At 53.1% G+C, this 20,170-nt stretch carries 18 protein-coding genes; 9 read left to right on the forward strand and 9 right to left on the reverse strand.

Going from position 1 to position 20,170, the window contains the following annotated elements; translation table 11 throughout:
* The first annotated feature begins 169 nt into the window (after positions 1-169).
* From SK33_RS20365 to mdtM, 3 genes are all read left to right on the forward strand, one after another.
* The gene (locus tag SK33_RS20365; protein ID WP_003845600.1) at positions 170-985 is read left to right on the forward strand and encodes an AraC family transcriptional regulator; all 816 of its coding nucleotides are present in this window, start codon (positions 170-172) and stop codon (positions 983-985) included.
* Between the two features lie 48 nt (positions 986-1,033).
* Complete coding sequence (locus SK33_RS20370; protein WP_048219785.1) at positions 1,034-1,684, forward strand: LysE family translocator; 651 nt, start codon at positions 1,034-1,036, stop codon at positions 1,682-1,684.
* Between the two features lie 325 nt (positions 1,685-2,009).
* On the forward strand, positions 2,010-3,251 hold the full coding sequence (gene mdtM, locus SK33_RS20375) for a multidrug efflux MFS transporter MdtM (RefSeq protein WP_003019192.1): 1,242 nt from the start codon (positions 2,010-2,012) through the stop codon (positions 3,249-3,251).
* 80 nt (positions 3,252-3,331) lie between these two features.
* Here the strand turns inward: mdtM and metC are convergent, their stop codons facing one another.
* Positions 3,332-4,522, reverse strand: coding sequence for a cystathionine beta-lyase (gene metC, locus SK33_RS20380; protein ID WP_048219786.1), 1,191 nt, complete (start codon positions 4,520-4,522; stop codon positions 3,332-3,334).
* Between the two features lie 30 nt (positions 4,523-4,552).
* Complete coding sequence (locus tag SK33_RS20385) at positions 4,553-5,785, reverse strand: dicarboxylate/amino acid:cation symporter (RefSeq protein ID WP_003019196.1); 1,233 nt, start codon at positions 5,783-5,785, stop codon at positions 4,553-4,555.
* 219 nt (positions 5,786-6,004) lie between these two features.
* On the opposite strand from SK33_RS20385, the gene SK33_RS20390 reads away from it, so the two are divergent.
* The 5 genes from SK33_RS20390 to SK33_RS20410 all read left to right on the forward strand — a co-directional run bounded on the left by SK33_RS20390 (position 6,005) and on the right by SK33_RS20410 (position 10,642).
* Complete coding sequence (locus tag SK33_RS20390) at positions 6,005-6,931, forward strand: LysR family transcriptional regulator (RefSeq protein ID WP_032948460.1); 927 nt, start codon at positions 6,005-6,007, stop codon at positions 6,929-6,931.
* A gap of 75 nt (positions 6,932-7,006) precedes the next feature.
* Positions 7,007-8,287 (forward strand): DUF445 domain-containing protein, encoded by a 1,281-nt coding sequence (locus SK33_RS20395; protein WP_003019200.1) that lies wholly within the window; start codon positions 7,007-7,009, stop codon positions 8,285-8,287.
* 13 nt (positions 8,288-8,300) lie between these two features.
* Positions 8,301-8,765 (forward strand): GNAT family N-acetyltransferase, encoded by a 465-nt coding sequence (locus tag SK33_RS20400; protein ID WP_046670865.1) that lies wholly within the window; start codon positions 8,301-8,303, stop codon positions 8,763-8,765.
* 97 nt (positions 8,766-8,862) lie between these two features.
* Positions 8,863-10,050 carry an MFS transporter gene (locus SK33_RS20405; RefSeq protein ID WP_048219788.1) on the forward strand — a complete coding sequence of 396 codons (1,188 nt, stop codon included), beginning with the start codon at positions 8,863-8,865 and terminating at the stop codon, positions 10,048-10,050.
* A gap of 190 nt (positions 10,051-10,240) precedes the next feature.
* Positions 10,241-10,642 (forward strand): hypothetical protein, encoded by a 402-nt coding sequence (locus SK33_RS20410; RefSeq protein ID WP_048219790.1) that lies wholly within the window; start codon positions 10,241-10,243, stop codon positions 10,640-10,642.
* A 63-nt stretch (positions 10,643-10,705) separates the two neighbouring features.
* Here SK33_RS20410 and SK33_RS20415 read toward each other — a convergent pair whose 3' ends face one another.
* The 5 genes from SK33_RS20415 to uxuA all read right to left on the reverse strand — a co-directional run bounded on the left by SK33_RS20415 (position 10,706) and on the right by uxuA (position 16,401).
* Positions 10,706-11,713 carry a porin gene (locus tag SK33_RS20415; protein WP_008322158.1) on the reverse strand — a complete coding sequence of 336 codons (1,008 nt, stop codon included), beginning with the start codon at positions 11,711-11,713 and terminating at the stop codon, positions 10,706-10,708.
* A 191-nt stretch (positions 11,714-11,904) separates the two neighbouring features.
* Positions 11,905-12,108 (reverse strand): hypothetical protein, encoded by a 204-nt coding sequence (locus SK33_RS20420; RefSeq protein ID WP_008322159.1) that lies wholly within the window; start codon positions 12,106-12,108, stop codon positions 11,905-11,907.
* Between the two features lie 648 nt (positions 12,109-12,756).
* On the reverse strand, positions 12,757-13,530 hold the full coding sequence (gene uxuR, locus SK33_RS20425; protein ID WP_003033268.1) for a Uxu operon transcriptional regulator: 774 nt from the start codon (positions 13,528-13,530) through the stop codon (positions 12,757-12,759).
* A gap of 132 nt (positions 13,531-13,662) precedes the next feature.
* A complete protein-coding gene (locus SK33_RS20430; RefSeq protein ID WP_048219792.1) occupies positions 13,663-15,138 on the reverse strand; it encodes a fructuronate reductase in 1,476 nt (491 codons plus the stop codon).
* A gap of 78 nt (positions 15,139-15,216) precedes the next feature.
* Complete coding sequence (gene uxuA, locus SK33_RS20435) at positions 15,217-16,401, reverse strand: mannonate dehydratase (protein WP_003033263.1); 1,185 nt, start codon at positions 16,399-16,401, stop codon at positions 15,217-15,219.
* Positions 16,402-16,660: 259 nt separating this feature from the next.
* Here uxuA and gntP point away from each other — a divergent pair, with 259 nt between their 5' ends.
* Positions 16,661-18,004: a gluconate permease GntP gene (gene gntP / locus SK33_RS20440; RefSeq protein ID WP_003033260.1), complete on the forward strand. Its 1,344-nt coding sequence runs from the start codon at positions 16,661-16,663 to the stop codon at positions 18,002-18,004.
* A gap of 49 nt (positions 18,005-18,053) precedes the next feature.
* On the opposite strand, the gene SK33_RS20445 is transcribed toward gntP, so the two are convergent.
* Positions 18,054-18,749 (reverse strand): LutC/YkgG family protein, encoded by a 696-nt coding sequence (locus SK33_RS20445; protein ID WP_048219794.1) that lies wholly within the window; start codon positions 18,747-18,749, stop codon positions 18,054-18,056.
* Positions 18,742-20,169 (reverse strand): LutB/LldF family L-lactate oxidation iron-sulfur protein, encoded by a 1,428-nt coding sequence (locus SK33_RS20450; protein ID WP_016149492.1) that lies wholly within the window; start codon positions 20,167-20,169, stop codon positions 18,742-18,744. Before SK33_RS20450 ends, SK33_RS20445 begins: the two co-directional genes overlap by 8 nt.
* Position 20,170: the final 1 nt, after the last annotated feature.

Consider the following 20,170-nt stretch of genomic DNA (forward strand, 5'->3'; position numbering starts at 1 on the left):
CTGCAACTTTCTCTGTTTGCGAGACGATTTCCGGGATAAAAACGTCCCTATGTAACGTCTGCATTTGTCTGGAACCCGTCACGCAGAATCGCTATCTCAATGCACATACCCACTTTTTCACCACTCGGCCTGTGCTATAACGAATCATTACTTTCAGGGAGGACGCGATGTGACGCACACCCGGGATATTCCACAATCGTTCTGGCGTGATGAACAGCTCCCGTGGCTGGAACTGCGCAGCACCTGGCAAAGCCTGCAGGCCTATAAGCGGCATCACCACTCTCAGCTCTCGATTGGGGCAATTCTCGAGGGGGAAACGTGCTGCCTGTGCGATGGCAAGGAATACCATCTGCAGGTGGGCGATCTGATTGTGATCCCGCCGCTGGCACCTCACAGCTGTAATCCTGTTAACGGACAGTTTCGCAGCTATCACATGCTTTATCTTGATGCCCGGTGGTGCCTTGCCCATCTGCCTGCGCAGAACAACAATCAGCGGCTTTGCACGCGCGATCGTGTTATCCGCGATCGGCAATTGTTCCAGCACTATGTAAACCTCGTGGCACTTATGCAGCAACGGCAAACGACGCGGGTAACGGATGCCGCACAAGCATTGCTACGTTCGCTACCATTGCAATCGGTAGCACCGGAAAACCTAAGCGCCGCCAGCCAGTATCTGCGCGAACGGTTGCAGTCCAACCTGCAGGCTCCGCCCTCACTCGATGAGCTGGCACATGAGTGTCACATGCGTAAAGAAACGCTGATCCGTACCTTTAAGCAGGACACCGGGCTGACGCCAGGAAGTTATCTGAACATCATACGGATTGACTATGCCCGCCAGCGGCTGCGGGCCGGGGACGAAATTGCCGATGTCGGCTATCAGAGCGGGTTTGCCGACCAGAGTCATTTCCATCGCACCTTTGTTCGCTACACCGCCGCCACACCGCGCCAGTACGCGTTGGGGAGATCAATATCAGACAATAATTAGCGCTGCGTCAGGCGTACGGTGATCTCAGATTCATTGTCTGAGGTCGCTATGTCGCTGCTTTCTGTATTTTTTCCGTCTGCTTTTCCCGCGCTGGCGCTGGCACATTTTGTTGCTCTGCTAAGCCCCGGACCGGACTTCTTTTTACTGATCGGTTATGCCGTACGATACCGGATGCGCGGCAGCGCCGGGCTGTGTGTGGGTATCGCCGTCGGCAATGGGTTGTATATCCTGCTGGCGATAATAGGATGGGGGATCCTGCGCCAGCTTCCCCTGCTGTTTACGGTTGTTGAGCTGCTGGGCGCGCTCTATTTATTGTGGATAGGCAGCCTGCTGATACGCAGCCGCCCGCAAACTCTGACCGGAGCTGATGCCCGGTCTACCTGTCCAGGATTTGGTAAACAGCTGCTGCTGGGATTGGGTTCGTCACTGCTTAACCCAAAAAATGCACTGTTCTATCTGGCGCTAATGACCGCCCTGCTCGGCCCGTCGGTGACGCTGCTACAACAAACCATGAGCGGGATCTGGATGACCAGCGTGGTGCTGTGCTGGGATCTGCTGATCGTGATGTTCATCGGCTTACCGCAGATCCAGCGGCGGTTAACCAGAGGGATCTTGTGGATAGAGCGTATCGCTGGCGGTGTATTGATTATCTTCGGCTGTGCTATCGCGCTGCGGTTTTTGCAGAGCATCGTAGTCTGATTTGCGGTGCGATTTTCTACACATAAACAGGATAAACTCGTTTAATTAATATCCAATCCGCATTACACTGCGGATGGTTATTACCCGTTCAACTTACTCTTCCTGAGGTGCGATGTGCTGATTGTTACCTGTAATCGTTACGTTTTCTGACCCCACGTTAGTGAGCGTTTCTCCTGTTTGCGCTTCACGCAGGCAGCGTTTTTGATTACATGAAATTCAGTACATTTGCAGTCTGCTTTTATTCTGTCATCGGCCTGACGTCTCAAAGACGGTATTGAATTTCGCTATTCCCGTTGAGGGTTTTCTCCCGACAAGGAGCTGTTTTATGCAACGGATTCTCGCGTTTTTCTCCCAACGCGCCACAACGTTATTTTTTCCTATTGCGTTGATTTTGTATGATTTCGCAGCCTATCTGTCGACGGACTTGATTCAGCCCGGCATCATTAATGTCGTACGCGATTTCAACGCCGACGTCAGCCTGGCGCCCGCTGCGGTGAGCCTCTATCTGGCAGGCGGCATGGCGCTGCAATGGCTGTTGGGGCCACTTTCCGACCGGATTGGCCGTCGACCGGTGCTGATTGCGGGGGCGTTAATCTTTACCCTCGCCTGCGCTGCCACACTGTTTACTACTTCAATGACGCAATTTCTGATCGCCCGATTTGTGCAGGGCACCAGCATTTGCTTTATCGCGACCGTTGGCTATGTCACGGTGCAGGAGGCGTTTGGGCAAACGAAGGCCATTAAGTTAATGGCGATAATCACTTCCATTGTGTTGGTTGCACCGGTTATCGGCCCGCTCTCCGGAGCGGCGCTAATGCACTTTGTACACTGGAAGATCCTGTTTGCCATCATTGCCGTCATGGGGCTTATCGCCCTGATTGGGTTAATGCTAGCCATGCCGGAAACCGTCCAGCGCGGCGCGGTACCGTTCAGTGCACGCGGCGTACTGCGTGATTTCCGCGACGTTTTCCGCAACCGGGTATTCCTGTTTGGCGCAGCCACGCTATCGCTAAGCTATATCCCGATGATGAGCTGGGTGGCGGTCTCACCGGTGATACTGATTGATGCGGGCGGCATGACTACATCGCAGTTTGCCTGGGCACAGGCCCCGGTGTTTGGCGCAGTGATCGTCGCCAATATGGTGGTGGTTCGTTTCGTGAAAGATCCGACCCGACCACGCTTTATCTGGCGGGCCGCACCTATACAGCTGAGCGGGCTGGCAGTGCTGATTGTCGGCAATTTACTGTGGCCGCACGTCTGGCTGTGGTCGGTGCTGGGAACCAGCCTGTATGCGTTTGGTATTGGGATGATCTTCCCGACGCTGTTCCGCTTTACGCTGTTTTCCAACAACTTACCTAAAGGAACGGTCTCGGCATCGCTGAATATGGTGATCCTGACGGTGATGGCGGTTTCTGTCGAAATTGGACGCTGGCTATGGTTTAACGGTGGCAGGATTTCGTTTCATCTGCTGGCGGTTGCGGCGGGGCTCGCTGTCGTGTTCACGCTGGCAGGCTTACTCAAACGGGTACGCCAGCATGAGGCAACGACGTTAGCCACTGAAAACTAACCTGCCCGCTTATCCGGCCTACGACAACTATGTAGGCCGGATAAGGCGCTTGCGCCGCATCCGGCTACGCTCACATCACCTTACGCAATGCGTGCAAATCCCGCTTCGAGATCGGCAATCAGGTCGCCAATATCCTCCAGGCCAATATGCACCCTGACCAGCGTGCCGCTGAAATCCACCTCTCCAGCCGGGCGAATGCTGTTCAGCTCTTCCGGCTGGTTCGCCAGAATGAGCGACTCAAATCCACCCCACGAATAGGCCATATGGAACAGCGAGAAATTATCGAGGAAATTCGCCATCTGTTCGTCGGTCAGTCTCTTTTTCAGCACAAATGAGAACAGGCCTGAGCTTCCGGTAAAATCACGCTGAAAATACTCATGGCCCGGACATTCCGGTAACGCCGGATGGTTCACCCGCGCCACTTCCGGTCTTGCCGACAGCCAGCGAGCAATATGGATACTGCTCTCCTGATGCTGCTTAAGGCGTACCACCAGGGTACGCAATCCGCGGCTGCCGTTGTAGGCGGTATCGGCATCCAGCGTTTGCCCCATCAGATAGGAGTTCTCGCGCAGACGATCCCAACAACGAGCGTTAGACACTGCCGTGCCCAGCATGCCGTCCGAATGACCGATGGTGTACTTCGTTCCCGCCTGAATGGAAATATCCACGCCATAATCCAGCGCTTTGAACAGCACACCCGCCGCCCAGGTGTTGTCGATCATAATGACAATCTCCGGATTCACCGCGCGGATAGCCTTCACCATCCCCGGCACATCCTGGACTTCCATGGTGATAGAACTTGGTGACTCAAGGAATACAACCTTCGTTTCCGGACGCAGAAGATCGACGATACCTGCACCAATCAGCGGATCGTAATACGTTGTTTCCACATTGAATTTACTCAGGATCTTATTGCAAAAATCCTGGGTTGGCTCGTAGGCCGCGCCGGTCATCAGGATATGATCGCCACCCTGAACAAACGCCAGAATCGCATTGGTCACCGCCGCAGCACCACATGGGTACAGCGCGCAGCCAACGCCGCCTTCCAGTTCGCTCATTGCCTTCTGGAAGGCAAAGTGGGTATAGGTTCCGCGACGACCGTAAAACAGCTCGCCGTTCGCGCGATTGGCGGTAGCAAATTTCTTGTCCTTCACGGTATCAAATACCAGTGAAGAGGCACGTTGGATAACCGGATTCACCGCTCCCTGGGTGTAGCGTTTGTCACGACCAGCAACAACCAGTTGCGTCTCAAGCTTCATTGCGTCTTTCATAACATCTCCTGTTCTTAATCCGTGTGAAACCTATACCACCGCAGCAGTAGAGTTTATTTCAGTGTTGGTCTGCTTTTTTCCAGCGAACCGTTCAACAATCTGCGCCGCATTCAAATCATGGATAACGTTAATCAGTGTGGCCGGCGCATCGGTAATAGTGCCCAGCACCACCAGCATCGGGATTGCTTCCATCGGCAGGCCCAGCGTGGTAACGATAAAGATTTCACCGAGGAACGCCCCGCCCGGCACGCCACCAACGATAATGGCGGAGAGCACCGCAATCAGCATCGTCAGGAAGAAGGTTTCGGTGGTGAATTCCATACCCAGCACGGAATAGATAAAGACGATTTTCAGCGCGGCAATCATCGCCACACCGCCTTTGTTCAGGTTAACCAGCAGTGGAATGGAAACATCAACGATTTCCGGGTTAATCCCCATCGCCTTACCGGCACGCAGCGTCACCGGGAGCGTCCCCAGCGAAGAGCAGGTCCCCAGCGCAGTCGCAGACGGTTCAATCGCGTTACGCCAGAAGGCTTTGACCGCCGGAATACCGCCGCCAATATACGAATAGAGAATCGAGCCAAAAACAAAATAGACCAGCGTGGCAACCATAAACAGGCCGATGGCGCGGGCAAAGGTTAACAATAGTGCAGAGTCCTGACTGGCCATGGTGGCGGCGAAGTAGCAGCCCAGACCAATCGGCGCGACCTTCATAATGATCGAAACGATCTTCATGATCACGGTATTGGCGTCTTCCAGCAGCGACGCAATACGTTTACCGGCCTGATCCGACTGGCCAATCGCCACACCGGCGATGATCGCCATCACGATCAGTGCCAGAATATTGGACTTAGAGAACAGCCCAATAAAGTCGCTGGTGGTGATCATGCTGACAAAATCCATCTTGCCGCTGCCCGCCTGCACCGACTGCGAGAGATCGATAGTGACGCCCTGCGCCGGGTTATACCAGAGCGCCAGCGCGACGATCCCGGCCGCCGGAATAAAGGCCATCGCGATCGAAACAATAAAGATAATCGCCATAATACGCCCCAGCCTTTTCAGGTCGGTCATACTGGCGATCGAAGACATGACGCTGATCCCCACCAGCGGCACAATAATCATAAATAACAGGTTTAAGAATATCTGACCTATTGGCTGGAGTTTACTTGCAAACGATGGGGCATAAATACCTAATAAGCCGCCAATCACCAGAGCAACTAATAAAATAATCGACGATCTGTAGGGTTCGAGTCGTGACCACATAATCGGTACCTTTAGAATAATAATTAATGAGATTAAATTCACAATGTGATGAGTTTCCGTTTCGCCTCCTTTTAATTTGTGACGTAACTCACCTAAGTTGTTATTTTTTCATTTTGCCAGCAAGTTGTTTCCTGTGATTCAATAGTTGCATGTTTAAAAGGCGAATGTAACGGCCTATTCGTACCGTTTTTGCAAATCACTTGTGAATTTAAGGAAATTATGAGTACGCCGATTTCACTCAAGCATCTGGAGTTTTTTACTAAAATCGTCGACTGCGGAGGATTGTCAGAAGCCGCGGCGCAGCTCAACGTCTCGCCGTCTGCGGTCAGCAAAAGCCTGGCAGCGATGGAAGATACGTTAGGCACGACATTAATTAAACGCACCACCCGCAGTATTACCCTGACCGACGCCGGGCAATATCTCTTCAACCGCGCTAATAAGCTGTTGAAAGAATTCGATGAAACGCTGAATACCACCTCCGGTTATTACCACAGCCCGCAGGGTGAATTACGCATAACCTGCTCAATTGCGTTTGGTTATTCCCGGCTGGTGAACCTGGTGGATAAATACCGCTCCCAGTTCCCGGATGTGAATCTGTATATCGATCTCAACGATAACTTCGTCAATCTGAACGAAACGGATTTCGACATTGCCCTGCGAATTTCCACCGCGCCGCCGCAAAACTATGCGATGCGCAAGCTGGTGCCTGTTCGCTGGGCGTACTGTGCCTCACCCGGCTACCTCGCCAAAAAAGGCATGCCCCAGCGTCGCAGCGATCTGGTAGATCATGATTGCCTGGTTTACCCGGGCCTCACGCCGGTACTGAAGGTGGCAGATGAACAGGATCGACTGCATCAGTTGAAACTACATATGCCGATCCAGGCCAACAGCAGCCTGGTGCTGTTGAAGTCGGTGTTAGAAGATCAGGGGGTGGCATATTTGCCCACTTATTTGATTGGCGATCATATTCAAAAAGAGGAGATCACGCCGCTGATGCTCGACGGCACCATCACCTGTGAAACTCATGCCCTGTATGCGCTGTACTTTCCCAGCAAGTACAGCAATCCGAAGGTGCGATCGTTTATCGATTTTCTGGTCGCAGAACTTGGTCCCTTACCGGCGTGGGATAACTGGATCCCTGGATAAAAGCTTCCCGCCTGAAAATGGGAGACGCACCACAATTTTTGCGCGATCCCCCCGTCTGGCTCTATCCTTAAGCCTATGAATAAAATTGCTGAACTCAAACGTGCCAAGCGACTGGCGCTCTCATTGCTGCTGATCGCTGCCGCGACCTTCGTCATCACGCTGTTTTTGCCGCCCAACTTCTGGGTACTCGGGATCAAAGCGATCGCCGAAGCGGCGATGGTGGGCGCGCTGGCGGACTGGTTTGCCGTGGTGGCGCTTTTTCGCCGGGTGCCGATCCCGTTTATCTCGCAACACACGGCTATTATCCCGCGCAATAAGGATCGGATCGGCGAAAATCTTGGTCAGTTTGTACAAGAGAAATTCCTCGATACCCAGTCGCTGATAGCCCTGATCCGCCGCCATGAACCGGCGCTGTTGATCGGCAACTGGTTCAGCCAGCCGGAAAACGCCCAGCGCATCGGCCAGCATCTGTTGCAGATCATGAGCGGTTTTCTCGAACTGACCGACGACTCGCGCATTCAGCGGCTGATCAAGCGGGCGGTGCACAAGGCCATCGACAAGGTCGATCTCTCCGGAACCAGCGCGCTGATGCTGGAAAGCATGACCAAAAACAATCGCCATCAGGTGCTGCTCGATACGCTGATCGCCCAACTGATCGCCCTGCTCCAGCGCGACAGCTCGCGAGCGTTTATCGCCAGACAAGTAGTGCACTGGCTGGAAACCGAACATCCGCTGAAAGCAAAGATCCTGCCAACCGAATGGCTGGGCGAGCACAGCGCCGAGCTGGTGTCTGATGCCGTTAACTCCTTGCTGGATGACATCAGCCACGATCGCGCGCATCAGATCCGCCATGCCTTCGATCGCGCTACATTTAAGCTCATCGATAAGCTCAAACACGATCCGGAGATGACCGCGCGGGCCGAAAGCATGAAAAGCTATCTGAAGGAAGATGAAGCCTTCAACCGTTATCTTGGCGAGCTGTGGGCAGACCTGCGTCAGTGGGTGAAAACCGACATTAACGCAGATGATTCCCGTGTGAAGCAGCGCATCGCCAGCGCCGGGCAGTGGTTCGGCGAAACGCTGGTAGCCGACAGCGCCCTGCGTGCCTCACTAAATGGGCATCTGGAGCAGGCTGCGCATAAAGTTGCCCCGGAGTTCGCCACCTTCCTGACGCGCCATATTAGCGACACGGTGAAAAGTTGGGATGCACGCGATATGTCGCAGCAAATTGAGTTAAACATCGGTAAAGATTTGCAGTTTATTCGCGTCAACGGCACGTTGGTTGGCGGTTCAATCGGGCTGGTGTTATATCTGTTGTCGCAAATTCCGTCCCTGCTGACGCTGGCGAATTTTTAAGGAGAAAGATTCAATGACGATGAGCATCCGCATTTTTTCCCTGCGCGAGACGCCAGAAAAGCTGCACGAGATCACCGCTTACTTTCAGCAGCAATGGGCCTCAGAAGACTCCATGGCGGTATACGAGGATGCATTGCGCCGTTGTATTGGCGCAAAGAACCCGCTACCACAGTGGTACTGGCTGCAGGATGGTGACAGCATTGTTGGCTGCGCTGGATTGATCACCAATGATTTTATTAGTCGCGGCGAATTGTGGCCGTGGCTATGCGCGCTCTATATCGATCCTCGCTATCGTGGTCACGGTCTGGCGTTTCGCCTGATCGAACATATTGCACAGCAGGCCAGACAGCTGGGTTTTACGCAGCTCCATCTGTGTACTGACCTGGAAGGTTTATACGAGAAAGCAGGGTTTTACTTCAACGGGCCGGGCTATCATCCGTGGGGAGAAGCCTCGCGGGTCTACAGCCGTAACCTTTGATGGCATTCAGCGTTACGCGGTTTTATTTTTACTTTTCATTATCATTTACGTATGTAATATAACAATTATCAGCTAACAGCGCGAAATGAGAGTCCGTATGCCCCAGGGAAGCCCAGATTCAAATCGCCATGCCATCAGTGTCGCGCTCTTTGGCATGCTGGTCTTAACGCTGGGCATGGGGATTGGGCGCTTTCTGTATACGCCAATGCTGCCGGTACTGCTGTCAGAAGGTCAATTTACGTTTGACCAACTCTCGTGGATTGCCAGCGCCAACTACGCCGGGTATCTGGCGGGAAGCCTGCTCTTCTCCTTTGGGCTCTTTCATCTTCCCTCACGCTTACGTCCAATGTTGCTAACGTCCGCGCTCGCTACCGCAGGGCTGATTCTGGCGATGGCCAGCTTAACGCAGCCCGCGCTGGTGATGCTGATCCGCTTTCTGGCGGGCGTCGCCAGTGCCGGTATGATGATCTTTGGCTCGATGATCGTTCTGCATCATACCCGGCATCCCTTCGTGATCGCGGCGTTGTTCTCCGGCGTTGGCGCAGGCATTTTGCTGGGCAATGAATATGTCATTAGCGGTCTGCATTTTGCGCTGTCCTCGCACACGCTCTGGCTGGGCGCGGCGGCAACCTCGGCTCTGTTCTTTGTGCTACTGGTTATACTCCTGCCATCTCGCGACCACGTGCTCCCCGCCGCGGCCCCGGTAAAAACAGAGCATCAGCCTATGTCCTGGTGGCTGCTGGCGCTGCTGTACGGGCTGGCCGGATTTGGCTACATCATTGTCGCCACCTACCTGCCGCTAATGGCGAAAAGCGCCGGTTCGCCGCTGTTGACTGCACATCTCTGGTCGCTGGTCGGCATATCGATAATTCCGGGGTGTTTCGCCTGGCTTTGGGCCGCCCGACGCTGGGGAGTATTGCAATGCCTGACGGCGAATTTGCTGATTCAAAGCACCTGCGTGCTCATGACGCTCGCCAGCGGCTCTTTGCCGCTGCTGGTGATAAGCAGCATGGGTTTTGGCGCAACGTTTATGGGAACCACTTCACTGGTGATGCCGCTTGCCCGACAACTTAGCGTACCGCGCAATATTAATCTGCTGGGCCTGGTCACTCTGACTTACGGCATTGGGCAAATACTTGGTCCGCTATTAACCAGCCTGCTGGGAAGCGGCGCACTGGCGATCGTTAACGCCACGGTGTGCGGCGCCGTCGCGTTGTTGATTGCGGCACTTATCAGCCTCACGCAATTATACAAACAGCGTTTCGCCTCGCCAAAAAGGGTATAACCGGCAACCTTCTAAAGAAGGTATATTCGGATTAGTCCGCAATTAAATGTCAACATTTAATAAACCTAAAATAATCGGTAATTACCCGCCAGACAATTTATAATTCCCGTCCGTTCATTTATAAACTCAATTTAAAATGCGTAAAAATGGACATGTTAATTCAACATCAACACTATCTTCGGGAAAATACATGTCGTGGTTTAAAAAAATATTACTGGGGTTGATTATTTTGGCGGGTTTAATTGGCACGCTAAAGGATTATAAAGACTTTGGCCTGTTTGGCGCACTGGGATTGTTTATTATCTTCCTGTTATCAACAACATTTTTATGGCAATGGGCCTCTGGCAGGTTACCGGAGATAACAAAGTTACATGCCATACTTATTTTACTGGCCAGCGCGATAGCCTCTATTTTTGTTATCAATATGGCCATTGCCGGAAATTTGCATGTGGATTTAATGGAGGTCATGCGCGTTACCATTACGCATAATCCACTTTTTTATCTGATTCTCTGCGTGGTTGCATGGGTAAAAGTGGGCATCTGGCAATGGCTGTTTAGCGGTGTACAGCAGGAAGAGAGTCAGCCGGTTTAAACGCCGGCAGATATAAAAAAAGGCGTCTTTACCAGGACGCCTTTTTCATACCAGAACAAAAAGTTAGAACTGATAGGTCAGACCCGCAGCAACCTGGTTATCGCTGTCTTTACCATCGAGCAGGTTAATTTTATAACCTACATCAGCCACGATGTTTTTGTTGAAGTAGTAGTCTGTACCCAGCGCGACGTATTCGGTCAGGTCATTATTGTTGTTATCACGCGCGTGGACGTAAGCCACGTTTGGACGCAGACCAAAATCAAACACATACGCGGCCATCGCTTCAAAGTGCTCAGCTTTGTCCGCATCCTGAATCAGGTTGTGGGACTCTCCGTACATAGTCGCTACATAGATAGCATTAGCATCATATTTCAGACCCGCGCCCCAGAACTCTGCGTTTTCGCCATTCCAACCTTTTTGTTTCTGCTGAGCAGTCACAGAACTGTTGGTATAGGCCGCAATTGCAGATATGCCAGAATCCGCAATGTTGTCATAACCCAGGGAGAAGCCGTAGCCATTGCCGTGTTGTTTCGTCGGATCCTTATTGGTATCGTCCTGACCCTGATATTGCGCGCCAACATTTAGACCATCAACGGCACCGAACAGATTTTTGGTGCGAAGTGTTGCAACGCCAGAAGTGCGTGTAGTAAGGAAGCGGTCAGTATTTTCAAAGGAGTCACCGCCGAACTCTGAGAGAGTATCAGTATAAGCTCCCACATCGTAAGCGATACCATAGTTACGACCATAGTCAAAACTGACGTCATGACCATAATCCAGGCCAGCAAACGCCAGACGTGTATTAACGCCATTCTGCGAACCTTCTGCTTTAGCGGCATCAAACTGACTTTCAAATTGCCCGTAACCGGTCAGTTGATCGTTGATTTGCGTCTCACCGCGAAAACCCAGACGTGCGTAGGTTTCATCAGCATTAGTACCATCAGTCCAGGAATGGGCTGCTTTTACTTTGCCGTAGAGATCCAGCTTGTTGCCATCTTTATTATAAATTTCCGCTGCATGAACGGAGGTTACCCCTAATGCCATTACAGCTAATGCCACTACTGACTTTTTCATGTTATTACTCACTTTTAATTGTGAATTTGGCTATCAACTTTGTTATGCAGGCAGAATACCTGCATAAAAAAGTCCCCTATGGATTAAGGGGCAATACCAATAACACACCCAAAAAATACCAATGAAGGTAATAATGAAGTGGCAAGACATAATTAATTTTTGGATTTTCAATCAAAACCGGACAGCGATAATTACTCGAGACTTTCACTCTCATTAACTGAGCGATGCAACATTAATGCTTCAGCAATAATATCTTGTTTACTTTTACGGGTTTCAAATGCCAGCGTTCGCACATATTCCCACAAAGAGGTATCGACACGGGCACTTAAAAGAACCATATCTTTTGATCGGGTCCCTCTGGGTTTTCGAATATCGGGATAGTCTCGAGATGGCATTTTCAACTCCTGAACGTAATAACACGCTTATGGCGATGAAATATGCAGTTAGTGTAAAAACATGTCAACGGTAAAATACAGTCATAATAGTAATGAAAGTGTTAATAAACCAATGAAGAATGGAACGATATTTCAAATGAAAGATAACTTGTTTATGGAATAATGTGTAATGCTAGCTTTACGAATACTGGATTTTATTCATTTGATTAAAAAAGCATGAAACATTTACATCAACTATATCACCAATCAAAACATCATTACGACCAATAAGTTACGCACCGTTATTAATGTCTACATTTACGCGAACCGCTTGTTTCTATGTGTAGTTATGCCGGTAAACCTTATCCTGATTACTGCAGAGATCGCGTTGATTCTCACTTAACCCAGACCCATTTTGTCTAAAAATAAGCACGGAAAGGTAAAAATAAGGTAAATGACACATTTTTTCGCATGCGAAAATAAGTTGTTTTTAATTGATTTAAATCAATTTGCACCGCACAAAGGGGACGAAAAAATGTTCATCCGAGGCGATGGAAACAATTTTTTACGTGACTTTCAGAACGTGAAAAGCGGCCCTGCCGGGCAATGAATGAGGATGCGGAAAACGCGGTGCGGGCCGCAATAGCCCGCGTATGAGAGGAAGGAAAATCAGGCGTTAACTTTATCCAGCGGCCAGGAATCAAACAGATAACCATCAAAATCAATGTCATCGACATTTGAAAACTCCAGCAGACGCTGTTTGACATTTTCCAGATGCTGCCACATGGCCAGCTTGGCCGCGCGGGCATCTTTTTTGATTAATGCAGCCAGGATCTGTTTATGGTCGCCCATCCACTCTTTCCGGTAGTGGGTATCGTCGAGGTGGCTATGGAGCTGGATCCACATCGGGTTGTTCTCACGCCACTGCCATGACTGGCGAAACAGCTCCACCAGCATGCTGTTATGCGTGGCTTCAGCTATGGCGAGATGGAACTGCATGTCGCCGCTTTCAGAACCGTTTGGCTCGCTGGAAGCCAGCTCCCGCTCTTCCAGTTGCAACGCCTGGCGCATTTTGACGATATCTTCGCGGGTAGCCTGCAGCGCGGCAAATTCGGCAATGTTGCTTTCCAGCAGCTGTCGCGCCTGCAACAGTTCAAACGGGCCCGCATCATTGCAATGATTTGCATCCGTACTGTCGATAGTCTGCGCATCCGCATTGTCGAGCACGTAGATCCCGGCTCCGCGGCGCACGTCCACCAGGCCTTTAATTTCCAGCATGATTAACGCTTCGCGAACCACCGTGCGAGTGACATTGAGCATCTCGGCAATTTCACGCTCTGGCGGCAAGCGTTCACCGGGCTGGTACGGCGTCTGGACAATCAGATCGCGGATCATGGCACCCACTTCCTGGTAGGGTCTTTGCTGAGAAGTGTTCGATTTCATCGTGTTATGTCCGTCAGATGCGTGTAATCAGATACGGGGAATAGGTATCGAACTATAGCATTTGCGGGAAGGCAAAAACAGAAAACGGGTCAACCAAACCAATATTTTGATTGACCCGTCATAGTTCGGAGGTTATGCGTCAGCGCTTAATGCCGCAACGCACTCACGTGCGCCGTGTTCACATAGCAGTTGATACGTCGCGATAATGGTCTCCACAAAGCCAGCGTTTTCCGCCAGGTCATGACCAAAAATGCCAGACAGCCCCAGCAGCGCCGTCACGCGCTCGGCGCCCTGGTACTGTTGGTTGATGTGCTGGAATTCAGCCAGCATAGGGTCGACAACATCAATGGCCTGCCCTTGCTCATCCACACCGTGGGTGTAGCGCATCCAGCCCGCCACGCCCAGCGCCAGGTGACGCCAGCCGCTGGCATTTTGCAGGTGCAGACGCACTGGATCCAGCAGGCGCTGCGGCAGTTTCTGGCTGCCGTCCATCGCAATCTGCCAGGTACGGTGGCGCAGAGACGGGTTGCTGAAACGCTCGATCAGCAGCGTCGCGTAGGCGTTGAGATCGGTGCCTTCCGGCATCGAGAGCGTCGGCGCCTGCTCCTGCATCATCAGCGCAAACGCTGCTTTACGGTACGCCGGATTGGTCATGGTATCGGCGATGGTTTCATAGCCGCCGAGATAGCCCAGATACGCAAGGAAAGAGTGGCTGCCGTTGAGCATGCGCAGTTTCATCATTTCAAACGGCACCACGTCGGCCACGAACTGTGCGCCAACCTTGTCCCAGTCAGGACGACCGTTGACAAAATTGTCTTCAATTACCCACTGACGGAACGGTTCACAGGCGATAGCACACGGATCGTAAACACCCAACTGGTCGGCAATCTCCTGCAACGTTTCCGGCGTCGCCGCCGGAACAATGCGGTCGACCATAGTGCACGGGAAAGTCGCATTAGCTTCAATCCACTGCGCCAGCTGCGGGTCGCGCGCCTGCGCCAGCCCCAGAACTGCGACTTTCGCCACATGCCCATTTTCACGCACGTTATCGCAGGACATCACGGTAAAAGCCGCCAGCCCCTGCTCACGGCGCAGGTACAGCGCTTGTACGATGTAACCAATCGCCGATTTCGGCGCGGTCGGATTCGCCAGATCGTGTTTAATCAGCGGGTTATTGAGATCTAACTGACCGCTGGCCGCATCGGTGCAGTAGCCTTTTTCGGTGACCGTCAGCGAAACAATTGCCGTCTGCGGGCGCGCCATAGCCTGTAAAATACCGTCACAGCCGTCAAGATCCGGGTGCAGCGCTTCTTTCATTGACCCGATCACTTTCAGCACGGTGTTGTCCGCGCCTTTTTCCGCCACGGTATACAGCAGTTGCTGCTTGCGCAGATTTTCAATCAGTACGCAGTCGTTACCCGGCATCAGGTTAACTTCACAGATCCCCCAGTCGCTGTCAGTGGTTTCCAGCAAATGATGGGTGTACAGCGCCTGATGCGCGCGGTGAAAAGCGCCACATCCCAGGTGAACAATGCGGGATTGCAGGCGCGAGCGGTCCCATGCAGGGCGCGCAACCGGCAGGTCGCTATTGGCAATTGTCGTTGTCATCGTGAACTCCAGAACCCGTTGAAAGGCCAACGGATGAGAAAAGAAAAAGCCGGCCAGACAGGTGGCCGGCAACTCGCTTTAGCGGCTAAAGAAAGCGCGCTGGATAGCCATCTCAACGCCGCGCACTTCCGCCAGCCCTTTCAGTCGACCAATCGCGGAGTAGCCTGGGTTGGTTTTCTTTTTCAGATCGTCCAGCATCTGGTGGCCATGGTCCGGACGCATCGGGATCAGATCCTCTTTACCCTCGGCTTTACGGCGTTGTTCTTCTTCAACGATCGCTTTCACCACCTCGTACATGTCGACATCGCCATTAAGATGCGCCGCCTCATGGAAGGTTTTCGGGTTATCTTCACGCAGCGTGGAGCGCAGATGGGTGAAGTAAATGCGTGGGCCAAACTGTTTGATCATGTCGACCAGATCGTTGTCCGCCCGCACGCCATAGGAGCCGGTGCACATGGTGAAACCGTTCGCCATGCTGTTGACCGTATCGACCATCCACTGCATGTCTTCCACCGTGGAAACAATGCGCGGCAGGCCAAGGATCGGGCGCGGCGGATCGTCCGGGTGTACCGCCATGCGTACGCCAGCTTCTTCCGCCACCGGAATAATCGCCTTCAGGAAGACGGCGAAATTCTCACGCAGCGCGGCTTTGTCGATATCTTTGTAGCGCGCAAGATGCTGGCGGAACTGGTCGAGGGTGTAGCCCTCTTCCGCGCCCGGCAAACCGGCAATGATGTTGCGGGTCAGACGCGCTTTGTCTTCATCGCTCATGTTGGCGAAGCGTTCATTTGCCTGAGCAATCTCTTCGGCGGTGTAGTCCGCTTCCGCGCCCGGACGCTGGAGGATATGCAGCTCAAAGGCGGCAAACTCAATCTGGTCAAAACGCAGCGCTTTGGAGCCGTCCGGTAGAACGTATTCCAGGTCGGTACGGGTCCAGTCGAGAACCGGCATGAAGTTGTAGCACACGGTACGAATACCGCACTGAGCCAGGTTACGCAGGCTTTGCTGGTAGTTGGCGATCCACTGCAGATAGTTGCCGGAACGGGTTTTAATGTCTTCGTGGATCGGCACGCTTTCGACGACCGACCAGACCAGGCCCGCCTGCTCAATAATGGCTTTGCGTTTTAGGATCTCATCAACCGTCCACACTTCCCCGTTCGGGATATGGTGCAAGGCGGTGACAACGCCTGTGGCACCCGCCTGACGTACATCCGCTAAGGTGACCGGATCGTTAGGACCATACCAGCGCCATGTCTGTTCCATGTTTTATTCCTCGTTACGTTATGGACTCGACGATATGGCACATAAATTCCTCCTTTTGGTATGACATGTCAACCTGAAGCTTAAAATTGGTTAACCAAATCACGATTTATTCTATTGAGATCGCCATTTTACGGCCATGTTGCTCAGTAAGAATGTAAACATGTAACGCAATGTGACATTTATCGCATCAATGGTTAACCAATATATGTAACATCTCAACCAAAATCATAATAGTTCAACCAATAAAGGTAGACGTTATATGCACGTTCTCAATATTCTGTGGGTCGTATTCGGCATCGGTCTGATGCTGGTGCTCAATCTAAGATTCAAAATAAACTCGATGGTCGCCCTGCTGCTGGCGGCGCTCTCGGTCGGTATGCTGGCGGGTATGGATTTAATGGAGCTGCTGCACACCATGAAATCCGGCTTTGGCAGCACGCTGGGTGAACTGGCGATTATCGTGGTATTCGGGGCGGTCATCGGTAAGCTGATGGTTGATTCCGGGGCGGCGCATCAGATTGCCCATACGCTGCTGGCGCGCCTCGGCCTGCGCTATGTGCAGCTGTCGGTAATCATTATTGGTCTGATCTTCGGCCTGGCGATGTTCTATGAAGTGGCATTCATTATGCTGGCGCCGCTGGTGATCGTCATTGCTGCAGAAGCGAAGATCCCGTTCCTCAAGCTGGCGATTCCTGCCGTTGCCGCCGCCACCACCGCCCACTCGCTGTTCCCACCGCAGCCGGGTCCGGTGGCGCTGGTTAACGCCTACGGTGCGGACATGGGCATGGTTTACATCTACGGTATTCTGGTGACCATTCCGAGCGTGATCTGCGCCGGGCTTATCCTGCCGAAATTCCTCGGCAACCTCGATCGCCCAACGCCGTCATTCATGAAGGCCGACGTACCGGTTGACCAGAATAACCTGCCATCCTTCGGTGTTTCTATCCTGGTGCCGCTGATCCCGGCGATCATCATGATCTCCACCACCATCGCCAACATCTGGTTGGTGAAAGGGACGCAGGCGTGGGAAGTGGTCAACTTCTTAGGCTCTTCACCGATTGCAATGTTTATCGCTATGGTTGTCGCCTTCGTGCTGTTTGGTACCGCGCGTGGTCACGACATGCAATGGGTGATGAATGCCTTTGAAAACGCGGTGAAAAGCATCGCCATGGTGATCCTGATCATCGGCGCGGGCGGTGTACTGAAGCAGACCATTATTGATACCGGCATTGGCGATACCATCGGTATGCTGATGTCGCACGGCAATATTTCTCCGTACATCATGGCGTGGTTGATAACCGTGCTGATTCGTCTGGCAACGGGTCAGGGCGTAGTCTCAGCCATGACGGCTGCAGGGATTATTAGCGCCGCCATTCTCGACCCGGCAACCGGTCAACTGGTGGGCGTCGATCCGGCGCTACTGGTACTGGCAACGGCGGCGGGCTCCAACACCCTGACCCATATCAACGATGCCTCGTTCTGGCTGTTCAAAGGCTACTTTGACCTGTCGGTGAAGGATACGCTGAAAACCTGGGGTCTGCTGGAGCTGGTGAACTCCGTGGTTGGCCTGATTATCGTATTGATCATCAGCATGATTGCATAACGTCGATACCGCTCTGGCCCGCAGCGCCAGAGCGGTTATCCATCCAGCCTCAACAATCCTCAATAATCAGATACACCGCCTTCACCGGGCCATGCACTCCAACCACCTTGATAAGCTCAATATCCGCCGTCGAGCTGGGCCCACTAATGATGTTAATGCACGATGGCATACGCTCACCGGCCTGCGCCTTCTGATGCAGTTTTTCTGCCAGTTGCGCCACGCGCGGCAGGATAGTGCTTTTACGCAGCACGAAAATTGAGGATTCCGGCAACAGGCTCAGGGAACGCCCGCGCTCCGGCGCGGAAAACAGCACCACGCCGCCGGACTCGGTCAGGCCATACTCGGCATACACCACGCCCACTTTCGCCTTTTCGGCCTGGGTAATATTTTCGCTGCCACGCGCCGGATCCCAGACCACGGCGTTGCATTCCTGTTGCAAGCGTTCGGTAATGCCCAGCGCCGCCAGCCGGCTGTCGCCGCTCAGCACCACCGGCTGCTGGCCCAATTCTTCGCACAGACGGAGCGCCGCATCTGCGGCCTGGTCTTCGCGAGTCAGCTCACAGCGAGCCAGCATCACTTCACTGGCAAACTGGACAAACGCATCGCAGCGCTGCTGCGGGCTAAGTTCGCTCAGGCGCTCGTTAGCATAGTTGTTAACCGGTGCGACATCCGCTTGCGGTTCGAAGCGCAGCGGGCGACCCAGCGCCTGGGCGATGGTATTTAAAAACGCGGTACGGTTATCCATTCTTTTTCTCCTGCGCCTGATGTTTCTTAAACCAGCTACGGAAGCTCTCGCCGTCGGCATCAGGCAGATCGCGCGCCTCCATCCAGTCACCAATCGCGCCAACCTTGAGCGGCGTTTTGCCGCCATTGATAAACCAGCTCGCCGCATGTGCGCCCGCCATCATCCCGACTTTCCACAGCCCCGGATGGCTATTGGCGTAGGCGAACATTTTGATCGCCCGTCGCTCGGCTTTCGGCGTAATGCCCTCCTCGGCCATCACCCGGCGATGACGCAGGATCAGTTTTGACAGCGGAATCTTAACCGGACAAACGCTGTCACAGGCCGTGCATAATGAACAGGCGTATGGCAGATCTTTAAAATCTTTATAGCCGCCGAGCAGTGGAGAGATCACCGCGCCGATAGGGCCGGGATAGATAGAACCATAGCCGTGTCCGCCAATGTGGCGGTACGCCGGGCAGGTGTTCATACAAGCCCCGCAGCGGATGCAGCGCAGCACATCGCGAAACTCTGAGCCCAGCACCTGCGAGCGGCCGTTATCGACAATCACCAGATGGAACTCTTCCGGGCCGTCGACGTTATCCGCCTCGCGTGGGCCGGTCAGCCAGGTGTTGTAGCCCGTCAGACGTGCGCCCACGGCGCTGCGCGCCAGCATGGTGATCAACACATCCACCTCGGCAAAGGTCGGCGCGATACGCTCCATGCCCATCACCGCAATGTGCGTTTTCGGCAGCGTGGTGCACATGCGCGCGTTACCTTCGTTGGTCACCAGGCAAACAGAGCCGGTTTCCGCCACGGCAAAGTTACAGCCGGTAATACCGATTTCGGCACTGAGGAAATCCTCGCGGATCTTCTGGCGAATGAACAAGGTCATGGCTTCCGGGGTTTCCGGGCCGTCATACCCCAGACGCTCATGCAGCACGCGGCGGATCTGATAGCGATCTTTATGAATAGCCGGGACCACAACGTGCGAAGGCGGATCCTGATCCAACTGCAGGATATATTCGCCGAGATCGGTTTCGATCACCTGAATTCCGGCATCCTGCAGCACATGGTTGACACCGATCTCTTCGGTCACCATCGACTTGGACTTCACCACCTTCTTCGCATTTTTACTCTGCGCAACCTGCAGAATATAGCGGGTGGCGTCTTCTTTGGTTTTGGCGAAATAGACGTGCCCGCCGTTTTCCGTCACTTTCTCGGAGAGTTGATACAGGTAAGCATCGAGGTTGCTCAGAACGTGGTCGCGGATCTGGCTGGCACGATCGCGCCAGTCTTCCCAGTGGCCTAGCTCATCAACCATTTTCTGCCGATTCGCACCAATACGCTCCTGCGCGTTGGCCACGGCTTTGCGCATGATCGGATCTTCGATCTGCTGACGAATGCGCAGTTTAAATTCTACATCGCTGGTTTTTATCGACATC

Source organism: Citrobacter sp. MGH103, assembly GCF_001034475.2.
GTDB classification, from domain to species: domain Bacteria; phylum Pseudomonadota; class Gammaproteobacteria; order Enterobacterales; family Enterobacteriaceae; genus Citrobacter; species Citrobacter freundii.